This is a genomic window from Kitasatospora sp. NPDC101447 (assembly GCF_044767225.1).
Taxonomy (GTDB): domain Bacteria; phylum Actinomycetota; class Actinomycetes; order Streptomycetales; family Streptomycetaceae; genus Kitasatospora.
The window spans coordinates 281,400-299,128 of record NZ_JBIWNL010000005.1; the positions used below are offsets into that span (position 1 = coordinate 281,400).

The window sequence follows — 17,729 nt, forward strand, 5'->3', positions numbered from 1 at the left end:
TGAGCCGAGTGCCGGCGGCGGGCCCGCTGCGGGCGGCCGTGGTGGGGCGCCGGCCGGAGCGCTCGGGGGCGAGCGGAGCGCTCCGGCAGGGGCCGGCTACTCGCCTTCCAGGGCGGCCACCAGCTGGGGCAGGGTGCCGCCGGCCGTGTGGAAGGCCAGGTGGTCGTGGTAGTCCCGGCTGTGGACGATGCGGCCGTCGCGGACCCGCAGGACCTGGATGTTCGCGGTCTCGAAGTCCCGGCCGGTGGCGCGGTGGTGGGCCCGGTAGTCCCACTGGGTGACGATCACCTCGGGATCGTCGGTCTCCCGGATCACCACGTTCTCCGCCGTGAGCCGCAGGGGCGAGTGCTCGGCGACTTCCGCGAACCGCTTCGCGAGGACGGCTCGCCCTTCGAACCGGCGCGGCCCGACCGGCTCGAAGACGGTCTCCACCACGGTGTCCTCGGCGTAGAGCTCGGCCAGTTCGGAGAACCGTCCTTCGGTGATGCCCTCCAGCAGCTTGAGGAAGACCTCGCGCGGCGACAGCGTTTCGGACATGATCAACCCCCAGGATCGCGCCGCTAGAATCGGACTAGCGACTCCGCTTCACACGATACGGACCAGCCACTCCGGTTGTCCAGGGGTAGATCCGCGCGCGCCGCGGACGGGAGGAGACAGGCATGAGCGGGGCATCGGAACGACCGCTGCGCGCCGACGCGGCCCGCAACCGGGCCAAGCTGCTCGACGCCGCCACCGAGGTGTTCACCACCCGCGGCATCGGCGTGCCGACCGAGGAGATCGCGCGCGCCGCCGGGGTCGGGGTCGGCACCCTCTTCCGGCACTTCCCCACCAAGGAGGCACTGCTGGAGGCGGTCATGGTCCGCAGGCTGGAGACGATCACCGCGCGCACCGCGGAACTCGCGGCCGAGGCCGAGCCCGCCGAGGCCTTCTTCGCCAGCTTCCGCCTGATCGTCGAACACTCCGCCGGCAAGCAGGAGTTCACCCGCGCCCTGGCCGAGGCCGGGGTCGACGTGCACGCCTCCCTGCGGGAGTCCACCGAGCAGATGCGGTCCCAGCTGACCGAACTCCTCGCCGCGGCGCAGCGGGCCGGGGCCGTCCGCCCCGAGGTGGGCCTGCCGGAGCTGATCGCCCTGCTCGTCGGCGTCGGCACGGCCACCGAGCAGCTCGCGGCCGACCCCGGGGCCCGGGAGCGGATCTTCGACGTCGTCTTCGCCGGACTGCGGCCGCAGTGACACCCCGGAGGCACGGCAACCCGGCGCCGCGACTCCGCGCCGCAGCACCGCGTCGCGACTCCGGGCCGCCACCCGCGTAAGGTCGGCGACCGACGCACCCACCTGCCCGATGACGACGAGGGACGAGCCCCACCGTGTCGAACGCGCCCGTGATCCGCAGTGACGTCCCCGGGTCCTTCCCCTGGAGCGTCTTCCACGTACGCCACCCCGAGCTCGTCCGGCGGGTCCTCGACGCCCTCCCGTACGGCCCCGCCGAGCGGTCGGCCGTCGAGCGGCTGCTCGTGGAGAGCACCGACGGCGTCCTGGAGCCGCTGTGCGCGGACGCGGTGGACGCGACGGATGCGACGGACGCCGCCGACGCGGCCCGGTGGCTGGCGTGGGGCGAGGGCCTGTGGGGCAGGCCGTGGGGCGAGGCGCCGTTCCTGTGGGCCGAGAGCTACTTCTACCGTCGGCTCCTCGACGCCACCGGCTACTTCCGGCCCGGCGCCTGGCAGGGCGTCGACCCGTTCGCGCCGTTCAAGGCCGCCGAGCTCGGCGGGTCGGCGGTCGACGACGAACTCGCCGCGCTCGACGCCCTCGACGGGCTGCCGCAGACCCGCCGGCGGGAGGCGCTGCTGTCGTCCTCGCTGTGGGGCAACCGCGCGGACCTCAGCTTCGGGATCACCGCGGAGCCGGGCGGGCCCGCCGCGTCCGGCCTGGTCGCCGACGACAGCGCGCTGCTGTGGGAGGCGCTGGAACGGGCCGGGGGCGGGCGGCTCTGCGTCGTCGCCGACAACGCGGGCCGGGAGCTGCTGCCGGACCTCGTGCTGATCGACCACCTCCTGACCGGCGACGCGGCGGCGCAGGTCACGCTGTACGTGAAGCCGCAGCCGTACTTCGTGTCGGACGCGACGATGGCCGACGTCCTCGCCGCGCTCGAACGCCTCCGCGCCGCGCCCACGCCGGCCGCCGCGGCGGTCGGTGAGCGGCTGTGGCAGGCGATGGGCAGCGGCAGGCTCGCGGTCCGCACGCATCCGTTCTTCTGCGCGCCGCTGCCCTTCCACGACATGCCCGCCGACCTCCGGGCCGAGTTCGCGGACGCGGCGCTGACCGTCGTCAAGGGCGACCTCAACTACCGCCGCCTGGTCGGCGACCGGCTCTGGCCGCCGACCACCCCGTTCACCGCCGCGACGGCGCACTTCCCGTCCGCCGTCGCAGCCCTGCGCACCCTGAAGTCGGACGTGATCGTCGGCGTCGACGCCACCACCGTCGCCCGGCTCGACGACACCGGTACGCCGTGGCGCACCGACGGCCGTCACGCCGTCCTGCAGGTCGACGCCCGGCGGTAGGCGGGACGGCACCTGGTGGGGCGGCACCTGGTGGGGCGGCACCCGACAGGCGGCACCCCGCAGGGCGCACCGGGCCGGCGGCTACCGGTACCAGTCGTCCCCGCCCGCGGCGAGGGAACGGCCCAGGTAGTCCGCCAGGTCCCGGGCCACCCACCGGCGGCTGTCGTCCTCGTGCTCCCAGACGAAGATGTCCGGACGCTCGGGTGTCCGCACGAACGCGAAGTGGTCCCCGCCCCCGTTGTCGCCGAAGAAGAGCAGGGCGTCGAAGGGCATGTACAGCTGGGCGAAGGAGGCGTCGGAACGGAAGAGCAGGTTCCGCTCGACGACCGTTTCGAGAGGCCACACGGTGTCCACCGCGGTGCGCCCGATGATTCCGTCGCTCTCCAGGAGCAGCTCCCTCAGCTCGGCGGGCAGCCCGCGTCCGAGCCGGCGCTCCGCCTCGGCGAGCGCCGTCACCTGCGCGGGACTCCGGAACCCCGCCCCGGGGAAGGCCTCACCAGCCGCTTCTCTCCACATGGCTCCGAAGACTACCCAGGGGTCGGCCGGACCTCGGCGCGAGCCTCGACCTCAACCTCGACCTCGACCTCAAGCTCAACCTCAGGTGCAGGTCGAGGTGCAGCTTCAGGCTGTGCAGCTTCAGCTTGAGCCTCAGGTCCAGGATTCGGCTTCACGTTCAGGTCGAGGTCCGCCCTCACGTTCGGCATCAGGTTCAGGACAGCATGTTGATCCGGTACTGCATGATCCGGTAGTTCGTGTCGTCGTACCACTGACTGACGACGATGTGGAAGTTGCCGAACGTCGAACCGGGGACGACGAAGCCGCCGTACGGGCTGGCGACGAGGTTGCCGACCTCCTGGCCCGGGGCGCCGGGCAGGATCATGGTCTGCTCCAGCGTCCTCGTCAGGTCCGAGGTCGGGAGGGGGAAGACCATCGCCCTGATCGACAGCGGGTCCATGTTGAGCCAGGTGAGGACGTACTTGCCGTCCATGGCGCGGAAGCACATCTCGCCCCACCTGCGGGTGCCGAAGACGGTCGTCGGGGCGGGCGCGTTCCACCGCCAGCCGCCGTCGGCGAAGCCCCACGGCTCGTAGGCGTCCGGGTTACCGAGACTGTCCTGCCGGACCCGGTGCAGCAGCATGCCCGATTCCACGTCGCGGTTGAACACCGTGGACAGCACGTAGCAGTAGCCGTCGTCGGCCACGGCGTACGTCTTCTGCTGGAACTGGCCGCCGTGCAGGTCTCCCGGCCACTGGCAGAGGTACTCCCAGGTCTCGCCGTTGTCGGTGGAGCGCCAGAAGTCGGTGTGGTGGGTGTCGTAGATGACGCCGCGCATGAGGTGCATGTACATCACGCCGTCGACGACGAACACATCGGACGGGATCGCCGTGGTGAACTTGTCGCCGACCGGGTTGTGCGGCTCGTCGACGAGGCTCCTGGCGTGGTCGCCGCCGACGCTGCCGTCGATGCGCAGGCTGTCGGGGTTCGCACTGCCGGAGCGCAGGCCGACCGGGGCGCGCCAGTCGCCGGCGCCCACCCGGTCGCCGTCGAAGGTGTCGCCGCAGACGAAGAGCATGGTCCCGTCCGGGCACCGCACGGGGATGCCGAGGTCCGTCCACGGCGAGGCGAACGGCCCGGTCTCGACCGGCCCGCTGAGGTTCTTGATCTTGGTGGCGATCGTCGGAGCGGTCGGGTCGTACGGGCCGTTGGCGACCGCCGCGGGAGCACCCGTACCGAGGGCCCCCGCCCCCGCGGCGACGCCGAGACCGATCCTGAGCAGCGTGCGGCGGGAGGGCCCGCCGGTCGTCGCGTCGTTCCCGCCCGATGAGTGGGTCATGGTGTCGATGGCCTTTCCGAGTCGACTGGATCCCCGCGGCTTCCTGCGGCTCCCGAGGCTACGGCGATCCACCGGCGCCCGATCGATCGGTGAACAAACCTTCACTCAAATTGGTTAGGAATTACCGGAGTTCACGATCCGCACGCAGCTCGTTCGAGCCCGGGCCGCGGGCCGGACGGGGACGGAACCGAGGTGCCCCGACGCGCGGCGGCGCCGTCCCGTCAGACGACGTGCAGCCCGTACGCCGCGAACACGGCGCGGGCCGCGGCCGTCTGGTCGCGGGTGGGCACCGGTGTGTCCGCGAGCGTGAACTCCAGACCGAGCGCTCGCCACTTCTCCGTGCCGAGCTTGTGGAAGGGCAGCACGTCGACGCGGGTGACGTTGCCGAGCGAGGCGGCGAACGCGGCGACGCCCTCGACGTTCCCGGGCGCATCGGTCAGGCCGGGAACCAGCACGAACCGGACCCAGGTCTCCTTGCCGAGGTCGGCGAGCCGACGGGCGAAGTCCAGGGTCGGGGCGAGTTCCCGTTGGGTCAGGTGCCGGTAGAGCGCGCGGTCCCAGGACTTGATGTCCAGCAGCACCAGATCGGTGTCGGCGAGCAGGGCGTCGGTGGCGCGGGCGCCGAGGAAGCCGGAGGTGTCCAGGGCGGTGTGCAGGCCGAGCTGGTGCTTGAAGCGGTGCAGCAGCTCGCCGGTGAGGACCGGCTGGAGCAGCGGTTCGCCGCCGCTGACGGTGGCGCCGCCACCGGAGGCGTGGATGAACCCGGTGCACTTGGCGGCCTCCGCGACGATCTCGTCCGCGGAGGTGCGCCGGCCGTCGCGCATGTGGCGGGTGTCGGGGTTGTGGCAGTAGAGGCAGCGCAGCGGGCAGCCGTCGAGGAAGACCACGAAGCGGGTGCCGGGGCCGTCCACGCCGGTGGACAGGTCCCACGAGTGCAGCATGCCGCCGACCGGGCGCCGGGTGACAGCGGCCGCGGGGGTGACGGCACCCGGGGTGACGGCGATCGGTTCGGCGGCGATCGGTTCGGCGGCGATCGGTTCGGCGGCACTCGGAGCGCGAGCCGCCGGGGGACGACGCGGCGGGCCTTCGCGGAGGACGGGTTCGGTCATGGCGATTCTCCGGAGGACGGCGGGGTGCCGGCGTCCGCTGGTCGGAGCGGGCGCCGGCGCCGCGTGGACGGTCGGTCACGCTGCCCGGGCCCGGTCTTCGGACCCCACGTTCGGGGGTTCGAAGACCGGCCTAGAGCGCGTCGTGGAAGGTGCGGTTGATGACGTCGAGCTGCTGTTCGCGGGTGAGGCGGACGAAGTTGACCGCGTAGCCGCTGACCCGGATGGTCAGCTGCGGGTACTTCTCCGGGTGGGCCATCGCGTCCAGCAGAGTGTCCCGGTCGAGGACGTTGACGTTCATGTGGAAGCCGTGGCAGGCGACGTAGCCGTCCAGCACGCCGACCAGGTTGCTGATCCGCTCCGCCTCGGTGCGGCCCAGCGCGTCCGGGGCGACGGTGTTGGTCAGCGAGATGCCGTCCTGGGCGTGCTCGTAGGGCAGTTTCGCGACGGACAGGGCGGCGGCCACGAAGCCGTGGCCGTCCCGGCCGTTCATCGGGTTGGCGCCCGGGGAGAACGGCTCGCCGGCCCGCCGGCCGTCCGGGGTGTTGCCGGTCTTCCGGCCGTAGACCACGTTGGAGGTGATGGTCAGGACGGACTGGGTGTGCTCGGCGCCGCGGTAGGTGGGGTGCTTGCGGACCTTCGCCATGAACTCCTCGACCAGCCGGACCGCGATCCCGTCGGCCCGGTCGTCGTTGTTGCCGTACGCCGGGTAGTCGCCCTCGATCAGGTAGTCGGTGACCAGCCCGGTCCCGTCGCGCACCGGGGTGACCTCGGCGTACTTGATGGCGGACAGCGAGTCGGCGGCCACCGCGAGGCCGGCGATGCCGCAGGCCATGGTGCGCCGGACGTCCCGGTCGTGCAGGGCCATCTCGATCCGCTCGTAGGCGTACCTGTCGTGCATGTAGTGGATGACGTTCAGCGCGTGAACGTACGTCTCGGCGAGCCACTCCAGCTGTTCGTCGAAGCGGGCCAGGACCTCGTCGTGGTCGAGCACGCCGTCGCCGACCGGGGCGGTGGCCGGGCCGACCTGGTCGCCGGACGTCTCGTCCCGGCCCCCGTTGATCGCGTAGAGCAGCGTCTTGGCGAGATTGACCCGGGCCCCGAAGAACTGCATCTGCTTGCCGACCTCCATCGCGGAGACGCAGCAGGCGATCGCCGTGTCGTCGCCGAAGCGCGGGCGCATCAGCTCGTCCGACTCGTACTGCACGGCGGAGGTGTCGATGGTCACCCGGGCGCAGAACTCCTTGAACCCCCGCGGGAGGCGTGGCGACCAGAACACGGTCATGTTCGGCTCGGGCGCCGGGCCCAGGTTGTACAGGGTCTGCAGGAAGCGGAAGGACGTCCGGGTGACCAGGGTGCGGCCGTCCGCGCCCATGCCGCCGATCGACTCGGTGACCCAGGTCGGGTCCCCGGAGAACAGCTCGTCGTACTCGGGGGTGCGCAGGAAGCGGACGATGCGCAGCTTGATGACGAAGTCGTCCACCAGTTCCTGCGCCTGCTCCTCCGTGAGGCGCCCGGCGTCCAGGTCGCGCTGAAGGTAGACGTCGAGGAAGGTCGAGGTGCGGCCGAGCGACATCGCCGCGCCGTTCTGCTCCTTGACCGCCGCCAGGTAGGCGAAGTAGAGCCACTGCAGCGCCTCGCGGCCGGTGCGGGCCCGCCCGGAGACGTCGTACCCGTAGGCCGAGGCCATCTCCTTGAGCTCGCCCAGTGCCCGGATCTGCTCGGCGAGTTCCTCGCGTTCGCGGATCGTCTCCTCCAGGACCGCCGGGTCGGCGGGCGCCGCGTTCAGCTCGGCCTTCTCCGCGAGCTTGGCCGCGACCAGCCGGTCCACGCCGTAGAGGGCGACCCGGCGGTAGTCGCCGATGATCCGGCCGCGCCCGTAGGCGTCCGGCAGGCCGGTGATGACGCCGGCCCGGCGGGCCGCCAGGATCTCGGGGGTGTAGGCGTCGAACACCCCGGCGTTGTGGGTCTTGCGGTACGCGGTGAAGACCTTCTCCAGCTGCGGGTCGACCGGGTAGCCGTAGGTCCGCAGCGCACCCGCGACCATCCGCCAGCCGCCGTTCGGCATGATCGCGCGCTTGAGCGGGGCATCGGTCTGCAGGCCGACGATCAGCTCGCTCCCCCGGTCGATGTACCCGGGCGCGTGCGCGGTGACGGAGGACGGAACGTCGTGCGCGACGTCGTACACGCCCCTGGCGCGTTCCTCCGGGAAGCGGTCGGTGATCCGCCGCCACAACGCGGTGGTCCGCCCGGTGGGGCCGGCCAGGAAGGCGGCGTCGCCCTCGTACGGGGTGTAGTTGTGCCGGATGAAGTCATGGACGTCGACGGTCTCCCGCCATCGTCCGCCCCGGAAGCCCTCCCAGGCGTCCCGAGTCGTCTCGTCGTGCTGCCGGACAGTCATCTCTCTGGCTCCCTTCTCGGATTCACCGCCACCGTGGTGGTCCCGCCGTCGGCCCCGGTCCTCGTCCGGAACTTCCCGACGGACCAGGGGCCGACGGTCCTCAGGACCGGTCGCCGTAGTAGGCCTGACGCATCAGCTGCTGCATGTCGGCGAGCATCGGCATGCGCGGGTTGGCGGGGGCGCACTGGTCCTCGTAGGCGTTCATCGCCTGGTGCGGCAGGGCCGCCAGGAAGGCCTCCTCGTCGACGCCGGCCGCCTTGAAGGAGCGCGGGATGCCGACCCTGTCGCGCAGGTCCTCGACCGCCGCGGCGAGCGACTCGACGCCCTGCTCGGGGGTGGCGGCCGGGAGGCCGAGCATCCGGGCGACGGCCTGGTAGCGCTCGGGGGCGAGGTAGCTCTGGTACTTGGGCCAGCCGGTGACCTTCGTCGGGGCGGAGCCGTTCCAGCGGATCACGTGCGGCAGCAGGAGGGCATTGGTGCGCCCGTGGGCGACGTGGAAGGTGGCGCCCAGGGTGTGGGCCATGGCGTGCACCGCGCCGAGGAAGGCCGAGCCGAAGGCCATTCCGGCGATCGTCCCGGCGTTGTGCATCTTCTCGCGGGCCACCGGGTCCTCCGGGCCGTCCGCCACGGCCCGCTCCAGGTTCTCGAAGATCAGCCGGATGCCCTGCAGGGCGAGCCCGTCGGTGAAGTCGTTGGCGTAGACCGACACGTAGGTCTCGATGCAGTGGGTGAGGGCGTCGAAGCCGGAGTCGGCGGTGACGTCCTTCGGCAGCCGTGTGGTCAGCGCCGGATCCACGATCGCCACGCTCGGGGTGAGCGCGTAGTCGGCGAGCGGGTACTTCTGGCCGGTCGCGGTGTCCGTGATCACCGCGAACGGGGTGACCTCGCTGCCGGTGCCCGAGGTGGTCGGGATGCACACCAGCTTCGCCTTCTCCCCCAGGTCGGGGAAGGTGAAGGCGCGCTTGCGGATGTCGAAGAACTTCTCCTTCAGGTCGGCGAACTCGACCTCCGGGTGCTCGTACATCAGCCACATCACCTTGGCGGCGTCCATCGGCGAGCCACCGCCCAGCGCGATGATCGTGTCCGGCTCGAACTCCCGCATCAGCTCGGCGCCGCGGCGCACCGTGTCGATGCTCGGGTTGGGCTCGACGTAGTCGACCACCCGCACCTCGACCGGCTCCCGGCGACGGTCCAGGACGCCGCGGATCCGCTCCAGGTGCCCGATCCGGACCATCGTGTGGTCGGTGACGACGACGATCCGGTGCGCGTTCGGCATGCTCGCCAGGTACTTGACCGAGTTGCGCTCGAAATAGATCTTCGGCGGGACCTTGAACCACTGCATGTTGGTGTTGCGCCGCCCGATCCGTTTGATGTTGACGAGGTTGAGGACCGAGACGTTCCCCGCCACCGAGTTGTGCCCGTAGCTGCCGCAGCCCAGGGTCAGCGAGGGGGTGAAGGCGTTGTAGACGTCTCCGATGCCGCCCTGCGAGCTCGGCGCGTTCCAGACGATCCGGCAGGCCTTGACCTCGTGCCCGAACTCCTCCACGAACGCCGCGTCCTCGGTGTGCACCGCCGCCGAGTGCCCGAGCCCGTTGAACTCCACCATCGCCGCGGCCAGTTCGACGCCCTCGCGGCGCGATCCGGCGCTCAGCACCGCCAGCACCGGGCAGAGCTTCTCGCGGGTCAGCGGCTCCGCCGGCCCGACCCGTTCGCAGTCCACCAGGATCACCGAGGTGTCCTCGGGTACCGCGAAGCCCGCCGCCTCGGCGATCCACGCGGCCGGGCGGCCCACCACGTCGGCGTTCAGCCGGTCCCCGGCGCAGGAACGGCCGTCGCCGGTGCCGAACAGGAACCGCTCCAGCAGCGCCTTCTCCTCGGCGCTCGCGTGGTGCGCCTTCAGCTTCCGGAACTCGGCGAGCGCCGCCTCCCGGATCTCCTCGTCCAGGATCACCGCCTGCTCGGAGGCGCAGATCATGCCGTTGTCGAAGGTCTTGGACAGCACGATGTCGTTGACCGCGCGCTTCGGGTCGGCGCTCTTCTCGACGTACGCCGGGACGTTGCCCGCGCCGACGCCCAACGCCGGCTTGCCGCAGCTGTACGCGGCCCGGACCATCGTGTTCCCGCCGGTGGCCAGGATCGTCGCCACGTCCGGGTGGTTCATCAGCGCGCCGGTCGCCGCCATCGACGGCTCCTCGATCCACTGGACGCAGTGTGCCGGGGCGCCGGCCGCCACGGCCGCGTCCCGCACGATCCGGGCCGCCTCAGCCGAGCAGTTCTGGGCCGCGGGGTGGAAGGCGAAGACGATCGGGTTGCGGGTCTTCAGCGCCAGCAGGCACTTGAAGATCACGGTCGAGGTCGGATTGGTCACCGGGGTGATGCCCGCGACCACCCCGACCGGCTCGGCGATCTCCACGATCCCGTCGATCTCGTCCCGGTACACCACCCCGACCGTCTTCGTGCGCCCCATCACGTGCGTGACGTTCTCGCAGGCGAAGACGTTCTTCACCGCCTTGTCCTCGAACACCCCGCGCCCGGTCTCCTCCACCGCCAGCACGGCGAGTCCGGTGTGTCGGGCCAGCGCCGCCAGGGACGCCTTCCTGACGATGTGGTCGACCTGGTCCTGGGTGAACGAGGCGTACTCCTGCAGGGCCTCCAGCGCGGAGGCGACCAGTGCGTCGACGGCGGACGGGGTGCTGACGTCGCTGACGCTGTTCACGGTGCTGACGGTGGTGGGGGACCCTGTCCGGGCCTCGGTCTCGTCCGTGGTCTCGGCCTCGGGGCGGCGGCGGGGCATGGTGGTCACCTCTCGGTTCGTCATCCGGTCGGGGCGCATCCGTGGCCGGTCCGCGCCTCCGAACTCCAGCCTGTCGTGGCAACGCCCTTGCGGAGAAGCGCCGTTGGACCGTTCCTCCGGGCCGAAGGTCCCTTCCCCGGACGGACCTGCGATCGTGGCCGGCCCGCCCGGCGCGGCCGGCGCAGCCGGTCGGGGACCGGGGAACGGCCGCGGCCCGGACCTTCGAGGGTCCGGGCCGAGGCCGCCACCGGGCGGCTCAGTCGTGCGGTTCAGTCGTGCGGTTCAGTCGTGCGGGACGATCGCGACCGGGCAGAGCGCGTGGTGCAGGACGGCGTGCGCCACGCTCCCCAACCGGGACACACCCGCCTGGTGCACGGGGGTCCGCCGCCCCAGCACGACGAGCGAGGCTCCCCGGGAGGCGTCGACGAGCGCCCCGCCCGCGTGCCGGGCGGTCACCTCGGCCTCCACCCGCACCCCGGGGAACTTGTCCCGCCAACGGGCCAGCGCGTCCCCCAGGCGCACCAGCTCCGCCTCCGCCAGCGAGTCCCTGATCTCCCGCTGGTCGACCGGCGCCTGCGTCACGTAGGGGCCGGCCGGCAACGAACGGCTCTCCAGCACCCGCAGGGTGACGCCCCGACGGGCCGCCTGCTCGAAGGCGAAGGCGAGCACCTCGGCGCAGGGGCGGTCGCCCCGGACGCCCACCACCACGTCACCCGCCGCGCCACCCGCCCCGTCGGACTCGCCGTCCGCGCCCGCCCGGACGAGCACGACCGGGCAGAGCGCGTCGGCGGCCACCCGGAGCCCGACCGAGCCGACCAGCAGGCCGGTGAAGCCACCGAGGCCGCGCGAGCCGAGGACGATCAGCCCGCCCCGCGCGCCGGCCGCCACGAGCGCGTGGACCGGGCTGCCCGGAATCCGCTCGCACGACAGCTCCAGGCCGGGCAGGACGGCCGTGAGGCGGTCCCGGACCGCCAGCAGCTCCGGCGGCAGGCCGTCGTCCGCCCCCGCCGGCCGCAGCGGCCTGCCGTCCTCGGCTCCCCCGACGTGGATCATCCGGAGCGCCCGGCCGCTCCGGTCGGCCTCGGCGGCAGCCCACGCCGCCGCCACCGTGCTCTGCTCCGAGCCGTCGATCCCCACCACCACGGAGTGCGACATGTCGCGTCCTCTCTCGGTCCCGCGGGACGCGGCCGTTCCGCGCCCCCGCCGTCCGGGACAGCATCGCGTCGTGCCCCGCAGCCGTGGCAGGGGCCGAGCTGCCCTGCCGCCGCGCCGAAGGTCCCGGCGGCGCGGGGTCGGTGGGGGGGCCGCATGCACGGCGGGGAGCCGGGGACGGTGTCACCCGTCCCCGGCTCCCCGCCCTCGGCGCAGCTCCTGCCGCCGCTACCGCGTCACCGCGCCGGTGTGATGAGGCCGTAGTGGCCGTCGTAGCGGTGGTAGAGCACGTTGCCCCGCCCGGTGGCGGTGTCGGCGAAGAAGACGAACGGCAGTCCGGTGAGGTCGAACCTGGCCACCGCCTCGGGCACCGTCAGTTCCGGCACCGCCGCGGTGCTCACACTGAGTCCCGGCTCCGGCTCGCCGATGGGCCCGGCGACGGGTCCGGCGACGGGTCCGGCGACGGCCAGACGGTGCCCATCGGCGCGCTCGTCGCGGTAGACGACGCTGTCGCAGCCGGAGGCGGCGTCGGTGAACAGGTGGAAGTCGTAGTCCATGGCCTCCAGCTCGAACACGGCGGCCCGGGCGCTCTGGCTGGGCAGGCTGTACGTCTTGTGCCGCACGATCCGCCGGTCCTCCGGTGCCAGGCCGCGCCGGTGCGGGCGGTGCTCGCGGGCGGCCTCGTCGTCCCGGGCGGCGCGGCCGGCCGGGGCGTGGTGGCGGTGGGCGTCGCGGTGCCGGTGCACCCGGGCGAGCCGGGCGGTCAGCCGGTCCTGGAGCAGGTCGACGGCCTCCTGCATGGTCGCGGCCGCCACGTGGGCGCGGACGGGCCGGCCGTTGAGGTCCACCACGGCCTGGGCGATGGCGGGCTTGACGACGTGGTTGCTCGCCTGGGTGAGCTTCACCCGGGCCGCGAGCACCGGCTCGTGCTGCCGTTCGACGACGGCCAGCAGCTTCGCCCGGGCGTAGTCGGGCGCGGCGAGGGACACCTCGCCCCGGGTCTCGACCCGGATGTCGTGGGCGATCGGCGTGTGCAGACGGTTCATCAGGAGTCCTGCCTCTCGGATGTGGTTTCAGACTGCCGGGTGCCGGAGGGCGCCGTCGTCGGCCGTTCGCCCCGCGGGCAGGGCCGTGCGGCCCAACTCCCCACCGATCGCGGCGGCGCGGACGGTGGTCCCGGTGGTGCCCAGGACGGTGCCGAGGGCGTTGTCGAGCGGGCCGATGGCGGCCAGGCCGCCGGTCCGTTCGGCGAACGCGGCGGCGGCCTCGGCCTTGGGCCGCATCGAGCCCTCGGGCAGGTCCAGCGCGCGCAGGCGCTCGGGCGTGGTGGTCACCAGCGGGCCGGGGTGGGCGGTTCCGTAGCGGGTGAACACGTGCGTGACGTCGGTGAGGATCAGCAGGGCGGAGGCGTCGAGCTGCTCGGCGAGGAGCGCGGCGGTGCGGTCCTTGTCGACGACGGCCTCGGTTCCCCGGAGCAGGCCGGTGTCACGGTCGCGGACGACCGGGACGCCCCCGCCGCCCCCGCAGATCACCACCGCTCCGCCGGCCAGCAGGCGGCGGACGAGGGGCGCTTCGAGCACCGCCCGTGGTGCGGGCGACGGGACGACACGGCGGCGGTGCGCGCCGTCCTGCGCCGTGGTCCAGCCGCGCTCGCGCTCCAGGGCCCGGGCCTGCTGCTCGTCGAGTCGCTGGCCGATGAACTTGGTGGGGTGGGTGAACGCCGGGTCGTCCGGGTCGACCTCGGTGTGGGTGACGAGGGCGGCGACCTCCCGCCCGGGAAGCCGGTTCATCAGTTCCCGGGCGAGCAGGGTGCCGATCATGCCCTGGGTCTGGGCGCCGAGGACGTCCAGCGGGTACGGTGCGGTGAGCGCCGGGTCGGTCTCGCTCTCGACGGCGAGCAGGCCGATCTGCGGACCGTTGCCGTGGGTGATCACCACCTCGTGGCCGGCCTCGACGAGTTCGGCGAGCGAGCGGGCCGCCTGGTGGACGTGGTGCAACTGGACCTCGGCGTCCGGGTGTTCGCCCCGTTGGAGCAGGGCGTTCCCGCCGAGGGCTGCGACGATGCGCACGGTCAGTCCCTCCCCAGCGTGGCGACCAGGATCGCCTTGATGGTGTGCATGCGGTTCTCGGCCTGGTCGAACACCAGCGAGGCGGGCGACTCGAAGACCTCGTCGGTGACTTCGAGCCCCTCCAGGCCGTGCCGGGCGGCGAGTTTGGCGCCGAGGTCGGTGCGGGTGTCGTGCAGCGCGGGCAGGCAGTGCAGGAAGGCCGTGTCCGGGTTGCCGGTGGCGCCGAGGGTCTTGGCGTTGACCTGGTACGGCAGCAGCTGGGCGATGCGGTCGGGCCAGTGGTCGTGGTCCTCGCCCATCGAGACCCACACGTCGGTGTAGAGGTAGTCGGCGTCCCGCACGGCCTCGGTCACGTCCTCGGTGACGGTCAGGCGGGCCCCGGTCGCCGGTGCGAGCGCCCGGCAGGCGGCGACGCGCTCCGGCTGCGGCCACAGGGCGCGCGGCGCGGCGATCCGGACGTCCATGCCGAGCAGGCTGCCCATGGCCATCAGCGAGTTGGCGGTGTTGTTGCGGGCGTCGCCGAGGTAGCAGAAGGAGATCTCCTCCAGCGGCTTCCCGCTGTGCTCGCGCATCGTGAAGACGTCGCACAGGCTCTGGGTGGGGTGGCAGGCGTCGGTGAGGCCGTTGTAGACCGGCACTCCGGCGCGGCGGGCGAGTTCGATGACGGTGCCCTGGTCGAAGCCGCGGTACTGGATGCCGTCGTACATCCGGCCGAGGACGCGGGCGGTGTCGGCGACGCTCTCCTTGTGGCCGATGTGGGAGCTGTCCGGGCCGAGGTAGGTGGTGGTGGCGCCCTGGTCGGCGGCGGCGACCTCGAAGGCGCAGCGGGTGCGGGTGGAGTTCTTCTCGAAGATCAGCGCCAGGCGGCGGCCGGCGAGCCGGGGCTTCTCGGTGCCGGCCCGCTTCGCGGCCTTCAACTCGGCGGCGAGGTCGAGCAGGTGCCGGATCTCGGTGGCGGTGAAGTCGAGTTCGTCCAGGTAGTGGCGGCCGGACAGGTCGATGGTCATGGCGGCGTTCTCCTTCGTGGGGAGTGATCGGAGGTGGTCAGTTGGCGGGATCGCGCTGGACGGGGCAGCTCATGCAGCGCGGGCCGCCGCGGCCCCGGCCGAGCTCGGATCCGGCGATCGTGACGATCTCGACGCCCTGCTTGCGCAGGTGGGTGTTGGTGGTGGTGTTGCGCTCGTAGCCGACGACGACGCCGGGTTCGAGGGCGAGGAAGTTGCTCCCGTCGTCCCACTGCTCGCGCTCGGCGGCCCGCATGTCCTGCTCGGCCGAGAGGAAGCGCACCTTGTCCAGGCCGAGGGCCTCGGCGAGCGAGGTGGCGAGGTCCGTGTCGGGGCGGACGTCGAAGCCGGCCGGGCGCTCGGGGGCGGGGGTCAGGGTCCAGGAGCGCAGCTGGTCGGCGAGCCCGGGGTAGAGGACGAAGGCGTCCCGGTCGATCATGGTCAGGACGGTGTCCAGGTGCATGAACGCCCGGCTCTCCGGCAGGCGGACGGCGACCAGCCGGTGCGCGGTGTTCGTCAGGAACAGCTGCCGGGCCAGCTGTTCCACGGCCTGCGGGGTGGTGCGCTCGCCCATCCCGACCATCACGACGCCCTCGGCGAGGACGTGGACGTCCCCGCCCTCCAGGGTGCTGCCCTGCGCCTGGACGGTGCCGTCCAGCAGCGGGGGCGCGGCCTCGGCGAACAGCGGGTGGAAGCGGTAGATCGCCGCGGTGTGCAGGGTCTCCCGGCGGCGGGCCGGGCGGGCCATCGGATTGAGGCTGTACCGCCCGCCGATCCAGCAGGAGTTGTCCCGCGGGAAGAGATGGTTGGGAAGCGGCGGCAGGGCGAAGTCCTGCTCCCCCAGCGCGCTCCAGACCAGGCTGTGCGGCCGCGTCAGCGGCAGGTCGTCCTTGAGGACGCCGCCGATCAGGTACTCGGCGAGGGTCGGGCCGTCCAGGTCCTCGCACAGGGCCCGGACCGGGTCGACCAGGGCGGGGCCGACGGTGCTCTCGGTGACGACCTGTCCGAGCAGCCACGCCCGGGCCGGCGGCAGGTCGAGGGTCTCGCCGAGCAGGTCGGCGTAGTGGTGGACGCGGACGCCGTGGTCGCGCAGCACCTGGGCGAAGGCGTCGTGCTCCTCGCGGGCGCGCTTGGCCCACAGGATGTCGTCGAACAACAGCTCGTCGACGTTGCGGGGGGTGAGCCGGGCGAGTTCGAGGCCCGGGCGGTGCAGGACGACCTGGCGCAGGCGGCCGGCTTCGGAATCGACACGCAGGGTGGACATCGGTGGGCTCCTCGTTCTCAGTGCTGGTGGCGCGGACGCAGCGCGCGGAGGATGAGCGTCGGCAGGCCGACGGGGTGCGCCGTGCGGGCCGTGCGGGCCGTACGGGCCCCCGGCGCGGGCTGGGCCGTACGGGCCGCGGGCTGGGCCGTACCGGAGTCGGCGGGCGCGGCCGGGGCCGTGGCGTTCCCGCCCGGCTCCCGCTTGAGCCAGACGTAGACCGGGATGCCGAGCAGGATGGTGAACAAGCCGTAGTAGACGGTCTGGTAGCCGCTGCCCTGGATCGACCAGTAGGAGAACGACAGCGCGAGGACGGTGACGGTGGCGTCCCGGCCCAGGCGCCGCCGGTCGAGCTCCGCGCGACCGTGCCGCACCAGCCAGAGCAGCTGCGCGGCCGCGGACACCAGGTAGGGGATGACGGCAGTCAGGACGCTGAGCAGCACGATCTCGGTGAAGACCTGGGTGAACTGCGTGTAGCTGACCACGGTGAGCAGCGACGCGAGCACGGTGGCCGACAGGATGCCGAAGACGGGCACCTCACCACGCCCCCGGGTACGGCCGAAGGCGGACGGGAACAGTCCGTCGCGGGCCGCCGCGAGCGGCATCTCGGCACAGATCAGCGTCCAGCCGTTGAGGGCCCCGAGGCCGGAGACGATCGCGGCGGCGGCGACCAGGTTCCCGGCCCAGGTACCGCCCGCGATGGTGTTGAACGCGTCGGTGAACGGCGCGGTGGAGCCGACGAGTCGGCCGTGCGGGACGGTGCCGAAGACGGCCAGCGTCCCGAGCAGGTAGATCGCGGCGCAGGCCAGCGTGCCGTAGACGGTCGCCCGGGGCACGTTGCGCTCCGGGTCCCGGACCCGGTCGGCGGCGACCGAGGCGGTCTCCAGGCCGATGTAGCTGAACAGGGCGATGGCGCCGGCGGCCGAGACGGCTCCGAGGGCCGATCCCCCGCTCGCGTTGAAGGCCCCGAAGTTGCCGGACTTGACGAACAGCAGTCCGGCGGTCGCCATGAAGCCCAGCGGGAGGAACTTCAGGACGGTGGTGACCACCTGGAAGGCCCCGATGTTCCGCACGCCCGTCAGGTTGACGGCCGCGGGCAGCCAGAGACCGGCCAGCGCGATCGTGATCGAGGCCCAGGTGTGGTGGCCCTTGTCGACGAACACCTCGACGTAACCGACCCAGGCCACCGCGATGGCCGCGTTGCCCGCCCAGGCGGTGATCCAGTAGGACCAGGCGGTCAGGAACCCGGCGAACTCGCCGAACGCCTCCCGGGCGTAGACGTAGGGGCCGCCGCTGCCCGGCACCCGCTCGGACAGCCGCCCGAACACCACCGCCAGGGCGAGGGCGCCGACGGTCACGGCGACGAACGCCACCAGGGCGATCGGCCCGTAGGGTGCGAGCGCGGACGGCAGGGCGAACACCCCGGTCCCGATGATGCTGCCGACGACCAGTGCGGTCGCGGCGGGCAATCCGAAGCGTGTGTCGGTTCTCCGTTGCCCCGGGGCCGCGTCGGCGGCCCCTCGCTCCGGGTGGTCGGATGCGGACATG

The 17,729-nt window shown here is 72.6% G+C and carries 14 protein-coding genes; 2 read left to right on the forward strand and 12 right to left on the reverse strand.

Translation table 11 applies throughout. From position 1 onward, the window contains the following. Positions 1-96 precede the first annotated feature (96 nt). A complete protein-coding gene (locus tag ACIRST_RS10225; RefSeq protein WP_350520700.1) occupies positions 97-537 on the reverse strand; it encodes a nuclear transport factor 2 family protein in 441 nt (146 codons plus the stop codon). 122 nt (positions 538-659) lie between these two features. On the opposite strand from ACIRST_RS10225, the gene ACIRST_RS10230 reads away from it, so the two are divergent. Then, a complete protein-coding gene (locus tag ACIRST_RS10230; RefSeq protein ID WP_350520701.1) occupies positions 660-1,232 on the forward strand; it encodes a helix-turn-helix domain-containing protein in 573 nt (190 codons plus the stop codon). Positions 1,233-1,366: 134 nt separating this feature from the next. Further along, positions 1,367-2,560: a damage-control phosphatase ARMT1 family protein gene (locus ACIRST_RS10235; RefSeq protein WP_402801435.1), complete on the forward strand. Its 1,194-nt coding sequence runs from the start codon at positions 1,367-1,369 to the stop codon at positions 2,558-2,560. Positions 2,561-2,641: 81 nt separating this feature from the next. Here the strand turns inward: ACIRST_RS10235 and ACIRST_RS10240 are convergent, their stop codons facing one another. From ACIRST_RS10240 to ACIRST_RS10290, 11 genes are all read right to left on the reverse strand, one after another. Continuing rightward, complete coding sequence (locus ACIRST_RS10240; protein WP_350520703.1) at positions 2,642-3,016, reverse strand: SMI1/KNR4 family protein; 375 nt, start codon at positions 3,014-3,016, stop codon at positions 2,642-2,644. A 253-nt stretch (positions 3,017-3,269) separates the two neighbouring features. Continuing rightward, the gene (locus ACIRST_RS10245) at positions 3,270-4,394 is read right to left on the reverse strand and encodes a DUF4185 domain-containing protein (RefSeq protein ID WP_402801437.1); all 1,125 of its coding nucleotides are present in this window, start codon (positions 4,392-4,394) and stop codon (positions 3,270-3,272) included. 221 nt (positions 4,395-4,615) lie between these two features. Further along, a complete protein-coding gene (pflA, locus tag ACIRST_RS10250; RefSeq protein ID WP_402801440.1) occupies positions 4,616-5,503 on the reverse strand; it encodes a pyruvate formate-lyase-activating protein in 888 nt (295 codons plus the stop codon). 130 nt (positions 5,504-5,633) lie between these two features. After that, positions 5,634-7,901: a formate C-acetyltransferase gene (pflB, locus tag ACIRST_RS10255; protein ID WP_402801441.1), complete on the reverse strand. Its 2,268-nt coding sequence runs from the start codon at positions 7,899-7,901 to the stop codon at positions 5,634-5,636. A gap of 100 nt (positions 7,902-8,001) precedes the next feature. After that, positions 8,002-10,695, reverse strand: coding sequence for a bifunctional acetaldehyde-CoA/alcohol dehydrogenase (adhE, locus tag ACIRST_RS10260; RefSeq protein WP_402801653.1), 2,694 nt, complete (start codon positions 10,693-10,695; stop codon positions 8,002-8,004). 282 nt (positions 10,696-10,977) lie between these two features. Continuing rightward, positions 10,978-11,850, reverse strand: coding sequence for a universal stress protein (locus ACIRST_RS10265; protein WP_402801442.1), 873 nt, complete (start codon positions 11,848-11,850; stop codon positions 10,978-10,980). A 233-nt stretch (positions 11,851-12,083) separates the two neighbouring features. Next, positions 12,084-12,893 (reverse strand): HPF/RaiA family ribosome-associated protein, encoded by an 810-nt coding sequence (locus tag ACIRST_RS10270; protein ID WP_402801443.1) that lies wholly within the window; start codon positions 12,891-12,893, stop codon positions 12,084-12,086. Positions 12,894-12,920: 27 nt separating this feature from the next. Next, positions 12,921-13,916: a carbamate kinase gene (locus ACIRST_RS10275; protein ID WP_350520709.1), complete on the reverse strand. Its 996-nt coding sequence runs from the start codon at positions 13,914-13,916 to the stop codon at positions 12,921-12,923. 2 nt (positions 13,917-13,918) lie between these two features. Further along, positions 13,919-14,923 (reverse strand): ornithine carbamoyltransferase, encoded by a 1,005-nt coding sequence (argF, locus tag ACIRST_RS10280; protein ID WP_402801444.1) that lies wholly within the window; start codon positions 14,921-14,923, stop codon positions 13,919-13,921. Between the two features lie 37 nt (positions 14,924-14,960). Next, positions 14,961-16,184, reverse strand: a complete 1,224-nt coding sequence (locus ACIRST_RS10285) for an arginine deiminase (protein ID WP_402801445.1) — start codon at positions 16,182-16,184, stop codon at positions 14,961-14,963. A gap of 17 nt (positions 16,185-16,201) precedes the next feature. Further along, positions 16,202-17,728: an amino acid permease gene (locus ACIRST_RS10290; RefSeq protein WP_402801447.1), complete on the reverse strand. Its 1,527-nt coding sequence runs from the start codon at positions 17,726-17,728 to the stop codon at positions 16,202-16,204. Between the last annotated feature and the right edge of the window lies 1 nt (position 17,729).

Excerpts from the sequence above, each read along its gene's own strand:
- ACIRST_RS10230 (WP_350520701.1), top strand. The coding sequence starts at position 660 with ATGAGCGGGGCATCGGAACGACCGCTGCGCGCCGACGCGGCCCGCAAC.
- adhE (WP_402801653.1), bottom strand. The coding sequence starts at position 10,695 with ATGCCCCGCCGCCGCCCCGAGGCCGAGACCACGGACGAGACCGAGGCC.
- pflB (WP_402801441.1), bottom strand. The coding sequence starts at position 7,901 with ATGACTGTCCGGCAGCACGACGAGACGACTCGGGACGCCTGGGAGGGC.
- pflA (WP_402801440.1), bottom strand. The coding sequence starts at position 5,503 with ATGACCGAACCCGTCCTCCGCGAAGGCCCGCCGCGTCGTCCCCCGGCG.
- ACIRST_RS10290 (WP_402801447.1), bottom strand. The coding sequence starts at position 17,728 with ATGTCCGCATCCGACCACCCGGAGCGAGGGGCCGCCGACGCGGCCCCG.
- ACIRST_RS10265 (WP_402801442.1), bottom strand. The coding sequence starts at position 11,850 with ATGTCGCACTCCGTGGTGGTGGGGATCGACGGCTCGGAGCAGAGCACG.
- argF (WP_402801444.1), bottom strand. The coding sequence starts at position 14,923 with ATGACCATCGACCTGTCCGGCCGCCACTACCTGGACGAACTCGACTTC.
- ACIRST_RS10270 (WP_402801443.1), bottom strand. The coding sequence starts at position 12,893 with ATGAACCGTCTGCACACGCCGATCGCCCACGACATCCGGGTCGAGACC.
- ACIRST_RS10245 (WP_402801437.1), bottom strand. The coding sequence starts at position 4,394 with ATGACCCACTCATCGGGCGGGAACGACGCGACGACCGGCGGGCCCTCC.
- ACIRST_RS10285 (WP_402801445.1), bottom strand. The coding sequence starts at position 16,184 with ATGTCCACCCTGCGTGTCGATTCCGAAGCCGGCCGCCTGCGCCAGGTC.
- ACIRST_RS10225 (WP_350520700.1), bottom strand. The coding sequence starts at position 537 with ATGTCCGAAACGCTGTCGCCGCGCGAGGTCTTCCTCAAGCTGCTGGAG.